14 protein-coding genes are annotated in these 14,798 nt (G+C 54.5%); 8 read left to right on the forward strand and 6 right to left on the reverse strand.

Annotation, left to right across the window (positions count from 1 at the left end; genetic code table 11):
• Positions 1-52 precede the first annotated feature (52 nt).
• Complete coding sequence (locus tag MKZ15_RS03185) at positions 53-211, reverse strand: asparagine synthase (RefSeq protein WP_068782850.1); 159 nt, start codon at positions 209-211, stop codon at positions 53-55.
• A gap of 534 nt (positions 212-745) precedes the next feature.
• On the opposite strand from MKZ15_RS03185, the gene MKZ15_RS03190 reads away from it, so the two are divergent.
• The 8 genes from MKZ15_RS03190 (at position 746) to MKZ15_RS03225 (ending at position 9,045) form a co-directional block, all read left to right on the forward strand.
• The gene (locus MKZ15_RS03190; RefSeq protein ID WP_193416660.1) at positions 746-1,135 is read left to right on the forward strand and encodes a NusG domain II-containing protein; all 390 of its coding nucleotides are present in this window, start codon (positions 746-748) and stop codon (positions 1,133-1,135) included.
• A complete protein-coding gene (locus MKZ15_RS03195) occupies positions 1,119-1,673 on the forward strand; it encodes a Gx transporter family protein (protein ID WP_193416659.1) in 555 nt (184 codons plus the stop codon). Before MKZ15_RS03190 ends, MKZ15_RS03195 begins: the two co-directional genes overlap by 17 nt.
• Positions 1,674-1,718: 45 nt before the next feature.
• On the forward strand, positions 1,719-2,540 hold the full coding sequence (locus MKZ15_RS03200) for an ATP-binding cassette domain-containing protein (protein ID WP_155608254.1): 822 nt from the start codon (positions 1,719-1,721) through the stop codon (positions 2,538-2,540).
• Complete coding sequence (locus MKZ15_RS03205) at positions 2,540-3,469, forward strand: energy-coupling factor transporter ATPase (RefSeq protein ID WP_339819788.1); 930 nt, start codon at positions 2,540-2,542, stop codon at positions 3,467-3,469. The genes MKZ15_RS03200 and MKZ15_RS03205 overlap by 1 nt, the downstream gene beginning before the upstream one ends.
• Positions 3,462-4,262, forward strand: coding sequence for an energy-coupling factor transporter transmembrane component T (locus MKZ15_RS03210; protein ID WP_339819791.1), 801 nt, complete (start codon positions 3,462-3,464; stop codon positions 4,260-4,262). The genes MKZ15_RS03205 and MKZ15_RS03210 overlap by 8 nt, the downstream gene beginning before the upstream one ends.
• A gap of 253 nt (positions 4,263-4,515) precedes the next feature.
• Complete coding sequence (locus tag MKZ15_RS03215; RefSeq protein WP_339819794.1) at positions 4,516-6,540, forward strand: U32 family peptidase; 2,025 nt, start codon at positions 4,516-4,518, stop codon at positions 6,538-6,540.
• Positions 6,541-6,563: 23 nt separating this feature from the next.
• Positions 6,564-7,847 carry an aspartate aminotransferase family protein gene (locus MKZ15_RS03220; protein WP_213623621.1) on the forward strand — a complete coding sequence of 428 codons (1,284 nt, stop codon included), beginning with the start codon at positions 6,564-6,566 and terminating at the stop codon, positions 7,845-7,847.
• 322 nt (positions 7,848-8,169) lie between these two features.
• Positions 8,170-9,045, forward strand: a complete 876-nt coding sequence (locus MKZ15_RS03225) for a UbiA-like polyprenyltransferase (RefSeq protein WP_213623620.1) — start codon at positions 8,170-8,172, stop codon at positions 9,043-9,045.
• A 47-nt stretch (positions 9,046-9,092) separates the two neighbouring features.
• On the opposite strand, the gene MKZ15_RS03230 is transcribed toward MKZ15_RS03225, so the two are convergent.
• From MKZ15_RS03230 to MKZ15_RS03250, 5 genes are all read right to left on the reverse strand, one after another.
• Positions 9,093-9,857 (reverse strand): hypothetical protein, encoded by a 765-nt coding sequence (locus MKZ15_RS03230; protein WP_339819797.1) that lies wholly within the window; start codon positions 9,855-9,857, stop codon positions 9,093-9,095.
• Between the two features lie 130 nt (positions 9,858-9,987).
• Positions 9,988-10,968 carry a polyprenyl synthetase family protein gene (locus MKZ15_RS03235; protein ID WP_339819799.1) on the reverse strand — a complete coding sequence of 327 codons (981 nt, stop codon included), beginning with the start codon at positions 10,966-10,968 and terminating at the stop codon, positions 9,988-9,990.
• A gap of 90 nt (positions 10,969-11,058) precedes the next feature.
• Positions 11,059-11,514, reverse strand: a complete 456-nt coding sequence (locus MKZ15_RS03240; protein ID WP_155608247.1) for a hypothetical protein — start codon at positions 11,512-11,514, stop codon at positions 11,059-11,061.
• A 206-nt stretch (positions 11,515-11,720) separates the two neighbouring features.
• Positions 11,721-13,598 carry an FAD-dependent oxidoreductase gene (locus MKZ15_RS03245; RefSeq protein ID WP_339819801.1) on the reverse strand — a complete coding sequence of 626 codons (1,878 nt, stop codon included), beginning with the start codon at positions 13,596-13,598 and terminating at the stop codon, positions 11,721-11,723.
• Between the two features lie 41 nt (positions 13,599-13,639).
• Complete coding sequence (locus tag MKZ15_RS03250; RefSeq protein ID WP_339819804.1) at positions 13,640-14,548, reverse strand: FMN-binding protein; 909 nt, start codon at positions 14,546-14,548, stop codon at positions 13,640-13,642.
• Between the last annotated feature and the right edge of the window lie 250 nt (positions 14,549-14,798).

Below are 14,798 nucleotides of genomic sequence, written 5' to 3' on the forward strand. Positions count from 1 at the left end.
AAATAACCCGGAAGCCAAGTGCTCCCGGGTCGTCCGTCCCCCAAACGGAATGCTAACGGTGCTCGATGAGGTCGATCGTACCCAGTACAATATGGGCCAAACCGAATCCAAGTACGCCGGTAGCGGCAAGCTTATACTTGCTTCCAAGCAGTGATGCGGCTGAAGCGGATACTACAGCTCCAAGAACGGTAGGAATCAAACCTTCGCGCATTTCACACACCCCTTTGGTTTTGTTTGGAAAGACAACGTTAGTGTAAGCAAAACAGGCATCGGCTATTCGCGCCAATGCCCGCTTCGTATTGTTATCCAAGCCTTCATGTACACGTGAAGACTGGCCTATTGTTCCTGCCTCGACTACAACAAACTGCCTGTTTCTAAAACAACAAAAGCCCTACCTCTCAATTGTCCTTGCGGCTCCGATGACCGCGCCAGTGTGAATCAGAAATTCGTCAAAATTCTTACTTATCTTGGGTCATTCAAATAGGAATTTCATACCGGATTGGTATAAGGAGAGTTATAATCTTTTGAGGAACTGCAACGTGGTCATAACAATCTAATTTAATATTATACTTTGAATATTTTAAAAATGCAATAGTTATCCATAAAATCCCTACTAAAGTGATGATTTTGTGAAACCCTGGGAAAACTCCATGAGGTGAGATATTTGTCACACTAGAGCGCGGGAAGCACCATGTATAATGAGTTCATCTAAGATTTATATAATCAAAAAATAAGGGAGTTTGCCATGAAACGCGGAGATATCCTGTTGATCGGGTTAATCGTTGCCGTCGCTTTAGTGTTCTTGGTACCGAGATGGCTTGGCAATTCAAGTGAAAACAATCACAACAATGAGAACCGGGTAGCGAGAATTACGGTTGACGGGAAGCTGTTTAAAACGGTTCAGTTGACCGGAGAAGAACAGACCGTGGACATCCAAACGGAGTACGGTTACAACATTTTGAAGGTGCATGATTACGGCATTGAGATGATTGACGCCGATTGCCCGGACAAATTGTGCCTGACCTTCGGGTTTATCGACCGGAACGGCGGGACGATCGTATGCCTACCACATAAGTTAATGGTCGAAGTGGTATCCTCGGGAGAAGGAGACGATGTCGATGCGCTCGTTAAATGAACAATCCAATCTAATGTTAAAAAGAACGGTGATCGTGGCGATTTTCGCGGCGGTAGCGGTTGTGCTTAGTCTGGTCGAATCCGTGATTCCGGTAAACATGAGCGTACCGGGCGCGAAGCTGGGGCTAGCCAATATTATGGTGCTGACCTGTCTCTATTTCCTGCGGGCCCGGGACGCCTTGATGATGGTACTGTTGAAGACGCTGCTCACTGCATTTATATTCGGGACCTTTTCCAGTTTCTTGTTTAGTATTATGGGGGCGCTGTTCAGCTTTGCGGCGATGTGGTTCCTGCTGCTAGTTGGCCGCAAGCGACTGAGCGTGATCGGGATCAGTATCGTCGGGGGGATCGCCCATAATATCGGGCAGTTGACGGCTGCTGCCCTGTACTTCAATACGTCGAAGATCTTTTATTATTTACCGATGCTGTTGATTATGGGGGTCTTGACCGGTATTGCTGTCGGCATCGCTGTAAGATATTTGATTCCATCTCTGTCGAAGCTATCTTTATTTGAAGGCTTTTTGGCGGAAACGGCTTAAGCCGGGGCGGCCCTGTGCTTAGCATACCTGAGGGGGGAGAGAGAAATGGGCGAAACCGGAATGGCTTATGAACTTCGGGAGGTTTCCTTCGCGTATCACCCGGCGCATCCCGTGCTTCACGAAATCACACTGAGTATCCCTTCGGGCAGCTGGGTTTCGTTGGTGGGCCCCAATGGCTGCGGCAAATCGACGCTAGCCAAGCTGCTAGGCGGACTGTTAGCCGTCAATGGCGGCACGGTTGATGTGGAAGGAACCCCGCTGAATCGGGACACGGTCCAGCGGTTGCGCCCGCGGATCGGGATGGTGTTTCAAAATCCGGATAATCAATTTATCGGCGCCACTGTTGAAGAGGATATCGCCTTCGGTCTGGAGGGGCGCAACCTGCCGCGGGAGGAAATGGTGACCCGCGTGCGGGAATATGCGGATAAACTGCAAATCGGCCATCTGCTGCCCAAACATCCCGCTGAGCTGTCGGGAGGGCAAAAACAGCGGGTGGCCGTCGCTTCGATATTGGCGATGGAACCGGGCATCGTGATTTTCGACGAGGCTTCTTCGATGCTGGACGAGAAAGCCCGCGGCGAGCTGCTCGCCATCCTGCGAGAGATGAAGCAAAGCGGCCGTTACACGATGGTGTCGATCACTCATGATGCCGACGAGATCCTGGCATCTGACCGAGCGATCGTACTGGGTGGCGGGACGGTCGCTGCCGACCTGACGCCGGGCGAACTGTTTCGCAATGAAACGCTGATGGCCGATTGCCGGTTGATTGCCCCGTACCGGATACGATTACAGCAGGAGTTGAAGCGGCGAGGAGTACCGTTTCCTGTCGGCTTAGGACGGGTCGGCGACGAGGAGGCGGATCTCTGATGGCCATCGAGTTCAAACAAGTGCACTTTGCCTATGATGAGCGCAGCCTATGGCGGCATAGCGCGCTGGAGGAGGTCGACCTGTACCTGGCAGACGGGGTGTTTGCCGGAATAGCCGGGGCCTCCGGATCGGGTAAATCGACGTTGATGCAGCATTTTAACGGCATTCTGAAGCCGACAGGCGGTACGGTTCGCGTACTGGATGTGACGATGCGAGCCGGAGGCAAGACGCCGCCGATGCGCGAACTGCGGCGCCGCGTCGGACTCGTCTTCCAGTTCCCGGAGCAACAGCTGTTCGAGGATACGGTGGAAAAGGATCTTTGCTTTGGGCCGCTCAATTTCGGCTGTTCCTTAGACGAAGCGAAGGAGCGAGCTAGCCGCGCGTTAGCGCAGGTCGGCCTGGATGATTCGTTCCTCGACCGCAACCCGTTTCACCTGAGCGGTGGACAGATGCGCAAAGTAGCGATTGCCTCGGTGCTGGCGATGGAGCCGGACGTTCTTGCCCTCGACGAACCGACGGCGACGCTGGATCCGCAAAGCCGGGCCGAATTGGCCGAAATGCTGTCCCGGCTGCACCGCGAAGCGGGAAAAACGGTGATCGTGGTCACGCACCGGATGGAAGAGATGCTCCCGTTCGCGGAGCAGTGGATCGTGATGAAAGAGGGGCGGAAATCGTTTCAAGGCAGCGCCGCGGAGCTGGCACGAGAGGCGCCGCGTCTGGAGGCCGAAGGACTGGCGATTCCGGCGTGCATTCGTTACTGGAATAAGGCGGCGGCACAATTCGGCTTGACGGGTGAGCCGCCGTGTCTGACGGCGGCGGCGCTGGCGGAACGGTTGGCCCGGCTGCAGACAGAGCGGACAGCGGCGGGCCGTATGGAAGAGTTCGTCCCAGCCGGCGCTTTCGGGGAAGGAGGCGATGGAGATGCGTAATAAACTGCTGTTTGGCCGCAGCATCGATACCGGCTCCTGGGTACACGGTGTTGACCCTCGGGCCAAGTTGACCGGGATGGTCCTCTACCTGGTCGCGATTGTGGCCGTGGGCTCTTGGCCTGCGTTGGCTGTGGCTGCCACATTCTCAATCGCCTACATGCTGTCGACCAAGATTCCGCTGAAATATTACCTGAAGGCAGCCAAACCGCTGTGGGTCCTGATGGTGTTTATCTTCGTCGTTCAGTGTTTGACGGTGGAATCCGGGGCGGCGCTCTGGCGCATCGGATCCTGGACGTTGTACAGCGGAGGAGTGAGCAGCGGGCTGATCGCCGCCTTTCGCATGGGGCTGTTGGTATCGTTCACGGCGATCCTGACGTTTACGACGACGCCGGGGCTGCTGAACCAGGGGCTCAGCGGCGTGTTGAAGCCGTTGCAACGGGTGGGTATTTCCTCCGAACGCCTAACGTTGATGATGAGCATTGCGCTGCGTTTTATTCCGACGATTTTGGACGAAACGCACAAAATCCTCAAGGCGCAGGCTGCCCGCGGTGCGGATCTGAAGGAGCTGCCTTGGAAGGAGAAGGGGCGCATGCTCGTATCGCTGCTCGTCCCGGTCACGGTCAGCGCCTTCCGGCGAGCGGAGGAGCTGGTCTTATCCATGGAGTCCCGCGGCTACACGATCGGCGCGCCGCGTTCCGAATATCACCTGCTGGCCTGGAAGGGACGGGACACCTGGTTTGTTGCATCCTACATCATTCTGGCGGCAGCGGCCGTGGTGTACCGCTTGATTTGAACCGGGAGCTGGTGCTTCGCGCATCTGCGCTAACACGTTGCATCATAGCTCCTGGCGCTGTGCCTTGCGCACCTGTGCTGCACCTCGGCTTGCATGCCCTCCCCTGCGCGGATTGTTGCATTTTCTGCAACATTTGGAGTGGGCAAGCGAGGATAGCGTAAGAATGTTGTATTTCCTGCAATACAAGAAGGTAGATAGAATTGGATGGATAGGTTGATAGGTTGGCATTTAATCATGTGAGGGGGAAACGACTGTGGCACGTTTTTTTAATGGGAAAGAAGTCGAGCTGCTTGCGCCCACGGGAACATTTGAAATTTTCAAACAAGTGATTGGAGAGAACTGCGACGCGGTCTATTTCGGGGGGCCTAGCCTGAATATGCGCTTGATGCGTAAAGGCTTCAATTTTAGCCTGGAGGAAATCACGGAGGCGGTCAAGATTGCGCACGGCCTCGGCAAAAAAGTGTACGTCACCGTCAACAATCTGCTGAACGAAGGCGAGCTGGAGGAAGCGGAGGCGTATTTGCGATTTTTGGAATCGGCGGGTCCGGATGCGATTATCGTACAGGATTTCGCCGTTTTGTCCTTGGTCCGTGAAATGGGCCTAAACATCAAGGTCCATTCCTCCGTCATGATGAACGTGCACAACGTGGAAATGGTTCGGGCCCTGCAGGAGATGGGAGTGACCCGTGTCGTCACGTCGCGCGAGATGGATCTGATGACTACCCGCTATCTGCAACAGGCGACCGGTATGGAGTTAGAGTACTTCGTGCATGGGGATATGTGCTCGGTGCATGGGGCGAACTGCTATTTTAGCTCGATGGTGTTCGGCATGAGCAGCAACCGGGGCAAATGCCTGAAGCCGTGCCGTTGGGATTATCGTGTGAAAAAAGACGGCAACGTCTATCCGGCGGAATACCCGCTGGCCGTCAAAGACATGTTCATGTACGAGCACATTCCGGAGCTCATCCACGGTGGGATTACCTCCTTCAAGATCGAAGGACGCATGCGTGACGCGGCATTCGTCATCATGCTCGTGAAGGCGTATGGGGACGCGATCGATCGCTACATCAACGATCCGGTTGGCTTTGATCGCAGCCGGGACACGAAGCTGCTGCACGAAAACCGCAAGCGTGATTTCTCTACAGGGTACGCGTTTGGCCGTCCGGGGTTGTCCAACATCAACCGGCGATATGAAGGGACGGGCAAGTTCTACAGCACGGGCAAGGTGTTCAGCACGCCGACAGAGGAGCGTGAGCTTGGCGAGAAGCGCGTTGAGGCTATCCGTGAGGCGCTCGTAGCCGTTGCTCAAGAGAAGAAGGGGGCAGGACGGCAGAATGGAGTTGTTGCGGGCATATCCGTGCATGTGAATAACATGGCACAGGCCAAAGCCGCACTGGAGGCAGGAGCCGATCATCTCTATCTGTCCGGTGACGTATTCGAGCCGGATCGGCCGTTTACGAAGGAAGACGTGAAGGAACTGGCGGCGTTGAAGGGGAATGCCAAGCTGTACCTTGGCTTGCCGCGGATGATGACGGAGCAGCATTTCGATCTCTATGAAGGATTGCTGTTTGGAGAGCGGTTGCCGATCGACGGCCTGATGGTAACTAATCTGGGCGCCATTCGCAAGTTTGTCGGCAAAGGTTACCCACTGGTGGGCGATTTCAATCTGAATGTGTACAATCGTCTGTCGGCCGATTTTTACCGTGGGCTTGGCGTTGGTCGGTTGACGGCATCGATGGAGCTGCCGCTGAAGGATCTGGCGGGGCTGCTGGCACATGCGCCAGGACCGCTGGAGGCCATCGTACACGGTTCGCCTGCGATCATGTATATGGAGCATGACTTGTACGAGAACGCCGAAGTGTACCAAGCCATTGCGGAGGAAGATAACCACTATGTCGATAACAGTATCCTTGTGCTGAAGACAGATAAAGGCGAAAACCCGGTCTACCGGGACGTCCATGGCCGCAATCATTTAATGATGGCTAAGGAACTCTGCTTGATGCCGGTCCTGAAAGAGCTGCTTGAGGCAGGCTTGTCGGTCTTCCGCATCGAAGGCGCAACCTACAAGCCAGAGCAGTTGGCCGAGATCGTGCGTTCTTACAAGGCGGCGCTGGCTAATCCGGATGCTGCTAGGGATCAATTTGGTCGAATGACGCCGGTTTATGCCGGCTATACGCTGGGCGTGCTGCAATTTGACGGCGGCAGCGCCAGTGGGGCAGCAGGCGCCGGAGAAGAGGCTTCGGCTAACGAGGCGGAAGCAGCAGTAAGCCGAGCCTAACGGGGGAAAGGAAGCGAAGGGATATGCAGAGCTATATTGGACCGGAACAAGTGTTGAAGAAGCGGGAGCAATATTTCTATCCATGCACCAGCCACTTTTATCGGAACCCACCGCAGCTGGTGAAGGGAGAAATGCAGTATTTGTACGGGCATGACGGCAAGCGGTATACGGACTTTTTTGCCGGCGTATCCGTTGTGGCCAGCGGCCACTGCAACCCGGAAATCGCCGAACGGACAGCCGAGCAGCTGCGGATGCTGCAGCATACCTGCACGATCTATTTGACGCAGCCCAACGTGGATTTGGCGGAGCGGCTAGCCGATGTGCTGCCGGGGAATCTGCGCCGGACGTTCTTCGTCAACAGCGGCTCGGAGGCGAATGAAGGCGCCCTGCTGCTGGCCCGCATGCATACGGGGCGGCGGGGATTCCTGGCGCTGGAGCAGGGGCTGCACGGCCGGACGTACCTGACGATGAGCGTGACCGGTCTCCAGATGTGGCGGACCGATCCACAGCTGGCGCAGGACACGGACGTCACGTTTATCCCCCGGCCGTACGAGCGGGGGCTTAGCGCCGATGAAGCGGCACGCCGCTCCCTCGCGGCGCTGGAGGCGGCACTGGCGGATAAGGGCGATACCATCGCCGCAATGATCGCCGAGCCGATCCAGGGCAACGCCGGTATCATTGCGCCGGCGGACTGGTATTTCGCTGAAGTGAAACGGCTGCTGGAGCAGCACGGCGTGCTGCTGATCGCCGATGAGATTCAGACCGGGTTTGGCCGGACGGGCCGGATGTTCGCCATGGACCGGTACGGTGTCACGCCGGACATCCTGACGATGGCCAAAGCGCTCGGCAGCGGCATCCCGGTGGCGGGCTTCGCCACCACCGACGAGATCGCAGCCAGCCTGAACCGGCCATCCGCCTCCACGTTCGGCGGCAATCCCGTCTCGTCCGTGACCGCGCTCGCGGTCCTGGACTACATCGAGGCGCATCGCCTGCCCGAGCGGGCAGAGCGCCTCGGCGAGCTGCTGCGCGGCGGCCTGACGCGCCTCGCCGCGCGGTTCCCGCAGCACGTCTCCGAAGTGCGCGGCGCGGGGCTGATGCTCGGCGCGGAGCTCTGCGCCGAGGAGCCCGAACGCGGCGCGCAGCTCGTCGACGACGTGCTGGAGGGGATGCTGGACCGCGGTTATATCATCGGCAAGAACGGCGTAAACCGCAACGTTCTAGCCTTCCAACCGCCGCTGGTCATCGCCGAGGACGACGTGCGCGGCATGCTGGATGCGCTCGAAGCCGTACTGGCGGAGCTGGCGTAACGGCCCCCACGCCCCGGCCCCGCCAACGCCCCGGCCGGCGAAATAACGGTAAATAATACCGTTATTTCGCCGCTCCCAACCTCTGGTCGCCCGAATAGCGGTATAAAGTACCCTTATTTACCGACTAAGCCGGAATAACCCGACTTTAGACGCGATATAAGGGTAGAAAATACCGCTATTTCGGTCATACCGGCAGTTTTCCAATAAATAGCGGTACATTTTACCGCTATTTATCTGGCGGCTAGTAGGGATGGCTCGAAGGGGCTGGGCGCTGTAGTGTTGGGGCTTAATTCAGAATGCTTTAAAGGAGAGTGACCATCCCATGGAAGTAGCCCGTAAAATCGGCACCAAAATCCGGTTGTACAGCGAATTGGTGATGTTTTCGCATACATTGTTTTCGCTGCCCTTCGCTATCATCTCGATGATTTGGGCCGCGGAAGGGTTCCCGTCATGGCGCGTGATGCTGTGGGGGCTGATCGCCCTGATCGGGGCCCGAAACGGGGCAAACGCCTTTAACCGCGTGGTCGACCGCGTCTTTGACGCGCAAAACCCGCGCACGGCGCATCGCCATCTGCCGCGGAAGCTGCTGGAGTCGAAGGAGGTGCTGGTGTTTGTTGTCATCAACTATGCGATCTTTATTTTTGCCGCGGGGATGTTGAACATCCTGTGCCTGATCCTGTCGCCGGTCGCTATCTTCCTCATCTCGTCTTACTCCTATACGAAGCGGTTTACGTATCTCAGTCATCTGTACCTTGGGTTTACGATCGCTTCGGCTCCGATCGGCGCCTGGTTCGCCGTCACCGGCCAGTTTGCGTTTACGCCGTTTATTCTCGGCACGATCGTCATGTTGTGGATCGCCGGGTTTGATATTATCTACGGCTCTCAGGATATCGATTTTGACCGTAGTCACCGCCTTTGGTCCATTCCCAGCGCCTTTGGGTTGAGGAACGGCTTGCGTATCGCTGCAGGGTTGCATTTCATCATGGTTCTGCTGCTGATTGCTTTAATCCCCATACGCCACCTGGGGGGGCTGTATATCACGGGAATCATCTTGGCCATCCTGCTGTTGATGACGGAGCACAAAATCATCAAACCGTCGAACCGAAAACGCATGAACGTGGCCTCATACAATTTAAACCAGGTAATCAGCATGGTGATTTTGTTCTTTGCGCTCGCCGATTACTTTCTGTTGAAATAGCTAAGCTAAAAACCCCCCGCGCCTAGCGACAGACGTGGGGGGTTAACTTAGATTCGGATATTAATATGCTGGGAGTAGTCGACTTCCATCTTTTCGATGACTTTAAAGGGCCGGAGGGAACGGTCCAGTTCCTCGATTTCAGCCTGCCATTCTTGTGAGTTGCGATCCACTGTGTTGTTGCGGGGTTTCGAGATGATCCCGGCTGTTTGTTCGAGCTGCGCTTGATAATCGGACAGTTCCGTCACGGTGCGGCGGTACAGATCTCCGATCTCGGCAGCGCTTTTCCCCGTTAAATTACTCCATCCCAAATCTTGGGCCGATAGGGAGTTATGTCCCGGCGGCAGCAGGGGAGCCTGCTGATTCAGCCGACTCACGCCAATATAGAATTTGCCATAAAAGTCGGTCATCAGGTTAACCTGATCCTGGATGCGGGATTTGACCAGACTTACGCTTTGCTCAAGCGTTGCCAGTTCTTCCGCACTCGTTTGTGGGTTGTCCCGGGCATCTTGTAAGGCCTGTTCTCGCTTATCCAGTACAGCGATATATTTCTCCACCGGCTCCAACCCGTTCAATAAGTTATCGTAGGTGGATATCGCCCGGTTTAAATTTGAGGCACCGACACTTATCGTTACCCCTGTTGGGTTGCTTTGTTGCTGATCGCTCTTCGTCGTCTCGGCCAATGCTAGTTTCTGGGTGAGAAGCTCTTGCTCGACTCCGCAATCTTTCTGCTGCGCACGTTCATTCAGCATGGAAACAACTTGATGCAGCGCATTGGAATTCTTCTGGTTTTGACTCATAGGTGTGATTCGCATATGAACGCAACCCCCTATTCGAAATCACTCTAGCCCATATATCGGAAAATCAAGGAAATTGTTTATAACGCAAAAAAAGGCGCGAACCTCAAGGACATTCATCCCTGAGATTCGCGCTTTATCGTATGAATTACTTCTCCCGTCCGCCAAAATAATCCAGAAGCGCTTGCAGATCCCGGTGCGCCGGATACGGACTCAACTGATCAATGATGTCCTGTGCTTCACCAAGGTACCGGCGGCTCAGCTTCTCGGTTTGCTCCAGTGCGCCGCTCGCCTGGATCGCCGCTACAACGGCATCCACTTCCGCAGAGGGGCTGTCTGCCGTAATCGCCCGGATCGATGGCGCCAGCGCCTTGTTCTGAAGGGCGTACAGGACGGGAAGCGTCACCTGACCACTGCGCAGGTCGCTGCCGGCCGGCTTGCCCAGCTTCTCGGAAGATTGGGTAAAGTCGAGCACATCGTCGCGGATTTGGAAAGACATGCCAAGCTTTTCGCCGAAGGTATACAGCAACTGAGCAGTCTCTGCGTTCGCGCCGGCGGCCTTCGCGCCGATCTGCAGGCAGGTCGCCATGAGTTGAGCGGTTTTGTTCTTGGACTTCTCCAAGTATTCCGGAATCGTCACGTCGTAATCAAACAGATGGGAGAGTTGCTGGTATTCGCCTAAACAAAGCTTCGTCGTAGCCAGGGAGGAGAGGTCGTAAACGAATTTCTCCCGTTCCGCGGAATAGACGGAGATCAGCTCGATGACTCTGGCGGACATATAATTGCCGACATGCAGGGCGCTACTGACGCCCAGCTTGATATGCATCGCTTTCTGTCCGCGGCGCAGCGTCGAATCGTCAATGATGTCATCATGGATCAGAGAAGCGGCGTGAATAAACTCTGCAGCGGCAGCGAGCCGCCATACCTTCTTGGGATCGGGACTCGGACCAAACCGGCTGCCGACGATGACCATCAGGGGGCGAACCCGCTTACCGCCTGAACGGATCAGCTCCACGATGCTTTTGGCAAGCTGGGAGGAACGGGGGACGTCACGGTCGTATTTCACCATGTTTTCGATTTCCCGATCGACCGTATTCAAAGAGATGTTCAGCGATTCCTCAAGCTTCATGGCGATCCCTCCTGGCATGGATTAGCGGTCTGCGTTCCAGATCCGTAGCGGCGGTTGCTGTGCGAAGACGACAGATGGCAATTTTGCGTCTCACATTGCCTTTGTGGCGGTGCTGCGGTTGTTCTCTAGCTGTAGAAATAGTTCCAAGGCCTTGATCAAGCGCTCGTCCTCGGGGCGTCCCTCGACGCGTTTGATTTGCATTTGCTTGATAATAGGAGCAAGATGCGTCAGCAGGTCGTATTCTTCCCACTTGAGGCAAAGCTCGACGTAAAAACTGTATAGATAGTCGCCGTCCAACACCTTGCGGGTCAGCGTTTCACCAGGGGCGAGGGAGCTGCATTCGCTGTGGCGTTGAAGAGCGAGCTTGATTGCGATGTAAATGGATAACAGCTGGCACTGGCGTACCGGCGTCATGTCGTATTGCTCCAGTAGAACGGCTAGTGGGGTTACTTCTTCATGGGGTAAATCTAACTTTATGCCGGCCTCGGGCGAGATTTCGCCCTGCAATAAGCGATAAGCGTCTTGGATGAGCTTAGGATGATTCATAAAGACACACACTCCTTAAAGAGGTAGTTCAAAAAAGTCATCTTTCAACCACGAAGCAAGAACTCAAAACCTGACTTTTTGAACTTGCACCTAAAAGCAGGTAGGCTTGCAGGGACCCTGACACCGATTTCGGCAAAGGAGAAAAAGGGGAGTAATGGGCGCCAAGCGCTCATTACTCCGGTTCAAGGTTTTATAAAGAGCTGTCATTATTCCGTGTAGAGATACCATCTTCGCACGAGCGGGATTCGTTTCCATTGTTTCTTGAGCCAAGGGAGTACGTAGTAATCCAAGCCAAACGCGCTGCCCGATCCACCGATCAAAGCGACGCCTGCGGTCATGTACCACAGCATTTCCGTCGAAGCCATGCTGGAGGACCAGATCATGACGCCGAGCGCGACAGTGGCTGCCGAAGCGATTGCGGTGAACAGACCCACGATAATCATGACGCCAAGCGCGATCTCCGCAAAGACCATGAAGAATTGGAATACGGTGGCCAGAGCGGTGTAACCGCCGTCTGAAGTGTAGAAGAACACATCCATAAACCAGCCAACGATCGATTTGATAAATCCTGGCACCGGTAAGGCGGTAACTGCCGTCGAGGCGCTTTCTACAGCCGAAGCTGCGGTTTGGGCATCTACGGTTTTGGTTACTTCACCGGCTGCTTCACTGGCCGCCGAGATGACGTCAGCATTTGGCGAAGCCGGGATCAGGAAGATGTTCGAAGGATCTTTCCACACTTTCGGAAGCTTGTCGATGCCTTCCTCCAGCCATTTGTAGCCAACGAAGATCCGCAGCGGCAAGAGCCAGAAGTTGGGCGAACGCTTCGCAAAGTGACCGCCAACAAAGCTTCTGCGATTGTTCACATGGAAGAATTCATGCATCATATAAGTCCATACTTTGGCAAAACCAGCCACGGTGAAAAGATAGTACATATTGATCAAGTGCTTGCTGAACATCGCCATGAAGCCGCTGAGCATAAACATTTTATTCGGCAGGCCGACATTCGCTACGCCGTAGCGGCTGCCGATACATACCATGGTTCCGTGGAAGCCCGGTTTATAAGACTTCTTCGGTTTGCCGTGAATGTCCGCATGAATGTTATGTGCGATAAGAGGACCGGCTTGCTCGGCGTTTTCAACCATCTGCGGTACCGGACGGGTTTCGCCTTCCGGAATGAAGAAGATGTTGTCGCCGACGATATAAACGTTCTCGTGATCGATGCTTTGCAGCTTATCGTTGGTCACGATCCGTTTGCGGCCTTCCTGTTTCACATCGAGCTTGCCGACGAGCTCGGAGCCTTCGACCCCAGCCGTCCAAACGATCGTATCAGCTTCCAGTTCTTGGCCTTCGCCAAGCTGTACGCTGGTTGGCGTAACGCCGGTGATCTTGGCGCTCGTAATGATTTCTACGTTCATCTTGTGCAGTCGTTTCGCAGCTTTTTGGATCAATTTGTCCGGCAAAATCGGCAGGATTTTCGGAGCCATATCGGCGACGACCAGACGCACCTCGCTCGGATCAATAAAAAACTCTTTGCAGAGCTCGTCACGGAATTCGGCCAATTCGCCAACCAATTCCACGCCGGTGAAGCCGGCACCTACCACGACGAAGGACAGCATTTTGCGGCGTTTGGCTGCATTGCGAACCTTGGCTGCTTCGCTAAACTTGTTGCGTACTTGCTCTTTCAGACGCACGGCGTCTTCATAGGACCACAGGGTTAACGCATGTTCTTCAGCGCCCGGGATCCCGAAGAAGGTCGGTTTACAACCGGTACCGATAACGAGGTAATCGTATTTATAGGTATTTAGCTCGGAACGAAGTTCTTTGGCGCTAAAATCAATGGCATCGATAGAATCCAGAACTACGTCGACTTTTTGCCCGGCAAAAATCTTCTTCAGTTCAATTTTGACCGAATCTTCGGGTGCCCGGTTCGCTGCGACTTCATGCAGTTCGGTCAGCAACGTGTGATAGGGGTTCCGGTCAATCAGCTGGATCTCCACGTCTTTTTCTTTTTTGAACAGTTTGGCCAGATGCTTGGAAGTAACAACACCGCCATAACCGCCGCCCAAAACTACGATTTTCTTCAAGAGATTCACCTTCTCATTTTAGGGTGGGTGGTAATATGCGATTATTTCGCGGATTCAAGTGCCTTGGTAACGAGTTCGAAGAAAGGTTGCAGCGTGATCGAAGCGCCGGCGATAGCATCGGTTTTGCCTTCTGCGTTAAATGTGACGGATGCCGGATCTTGTTTTTCAACCAAATAAGCTTCGGCTTTAGCCGCTTCTTCATGCCATTCGGCTTGCGCGCCGCCGGCTTTCATGCCATATTTGCCGTCGATCGAGTATTGCTTCTTGTCTTCCCCTTTGTCGTTTACGCCACTGAAGTTGACTTTAACGATCTTACCTGCGGCAACAACGACATCAACGGTATCTTTCCAGCCGGAATGTTCGTCGAAAGCGGCTCCTTCCGCATGGTAGGTACCGTCTTTGTAAGGACCAGCTTCAACTGGACCGGCAGCCAACGCTTGATCCGCCAAGTTAAAGAATTCACTTACATGGACGGAAACACCGGAAATTGCGTCGGTTTTGCCTTCATCGTTCAAAGTGACTGCTTTAGGATCTTGTTTCTCCATCAGGAATTGCTCGACTTTCTCGGCTTGCTCATGCCATTCCGAAGAAGCGCCGCCAGCTTTCATTCCGTATTTGCCTTCTTTGGAGTAAGTCACTTTATCGACAGGAGCTTTCTCGCTCAACCCGTTCCATTTGGCTTCCGTGATCTTGCCGCCGGATACCGTCAGGGTAACGTAGGATTGCCAGCCGGATTCCGCATCCACTTCACCTTTGGCAAAGTATACGCCGTCTTGATACTTGCCTTGCTCTGCAGCCGCATTGTTGCTTCCCGCGTTTGTTTCGTTAGTCGCCGCCGCGTTGTTTGCCGGTTCTGCCGTATTCGCGTTGTTCGCGTCATTGTTCGACCCGCAGCCGGCCAATACACCGAGCAGCAGGGCACTGCTAAGGATGATTGAAGCTTTCTTCATGATAGAGACCTCCAGTGAATGAAATATATATATTAAAATGTGAAGACATTTTAATAACGGAAATCAGTGTCGGGGCGGTAAAAAAGGCCGATTTTATGGGGGATCCGGGAGTCCCAAAACCTTTGTTCGATGGAATTTTAGCATATTAAAATAGGTGTTAATGTGAAATAAATCACATGAGGTGTGACATAAAACAACTTCCCAAATCGGCGGAGACGGCGCCCCGTAAGGGATCCAACAATTGAAAGCG

Source organism: Paenibacillus sp. FSL R7-0216 (genome assembly GCF_037969915.1).
GTDB classification, from domain to species: domain Bacteria; phylum Bacillota; class Bacilli; order Paenibacillales; family Paenibacillaceae; genus Fontibacillus; species Fontibacillus rhizolycopersici.

Bases quoted from the DNA above. Each gene is read 5' to 3' on its own strand.
- MKZ15_RS03210 (WP_339819791.1), top strand. From the start codon at position 3,462: ATGCGTAATAAACTGCTGTTTGGCCGCAGCATCGATACCGGCTCCTGG.
- MKZ15_RS03205 (WP_339819788.1), top strand. From the start codon at position 2,540: ATGGCCATCGAGTTCAAACAAGTGCACTTTGCCTATGATGAGCGCAGC.
- MKZ15_RS03230 (WP_339819797.1), bottom strand. From the start codon at position 9,857: ATGCGAATCACACCTATGAGTCAAAACCAGAAGAATTCCAATGCGCTG.
- MKZ15_RS03195 (WP_193416659.1), top strand. From the start codon at position 1,119: ATGCGCTCGTTAAATGAACAATCCAATCTAATGTTAAAAAGAACGGTG.
- MKZ15_RS03240 (WP_155608247.1), bottom strand. From the start codon at position 11,514: ATGAATCATCCTAAGCTCATCCAAGACGCTTATCGCTTATTGCAGGGC.
- MKZ15_RS03185 (WP_068782850.1), bottom strand. From the start codon at position 211: ATGCGCGAAGGTTTGATTCCTACCGTTCTTGGAGCTGTAGTATCCGCT.
- MKZ15_RS03190 (WP_193416660.1), top strand. From the start codon at position 746: ATGAAACGCGGAGATATCCTGTTGATCGGGTTAATCGTTGCCGTCGCT.
- MKZ15_RS03235 (WP_339819799.1), bottom strand. From the start codon at position 10,968: ATGAAGCTTGAGGAATCGCTGAACATCTCTTTGAATACGGTCGATCGG.
- MKZ15_RS03225 (WP_213623620.1), top strand. From the start codon at position 8,170: ATGGAAGTAGCCCGTAAAATCGGCACCAAAATCCGGTTGTACAGCGAA.
- MKZ15_RS03220 (WP_213623621.1), top strand. From the start codon at position 6,564: ATGCAGAGCTATATTGGACCGGAACAAGTGTTGAAGAAGCGGGAGCAA.
- MKZ15_RS03250 (WP_339819804.1), bottom strand. From the start codon at position 14,548: ATGAAGAAAGCTTCAATCATCCTTAGCAGTGCCCTGCTGCTCGGTGTA.
- MKZ15_RS03200 (WP_155608254.1), top strand. From the start codon at position 1,719: ATGGGCGAAACCGGAATGGCTTATGAACTTCGGGAGGTTTCCTTCGCG.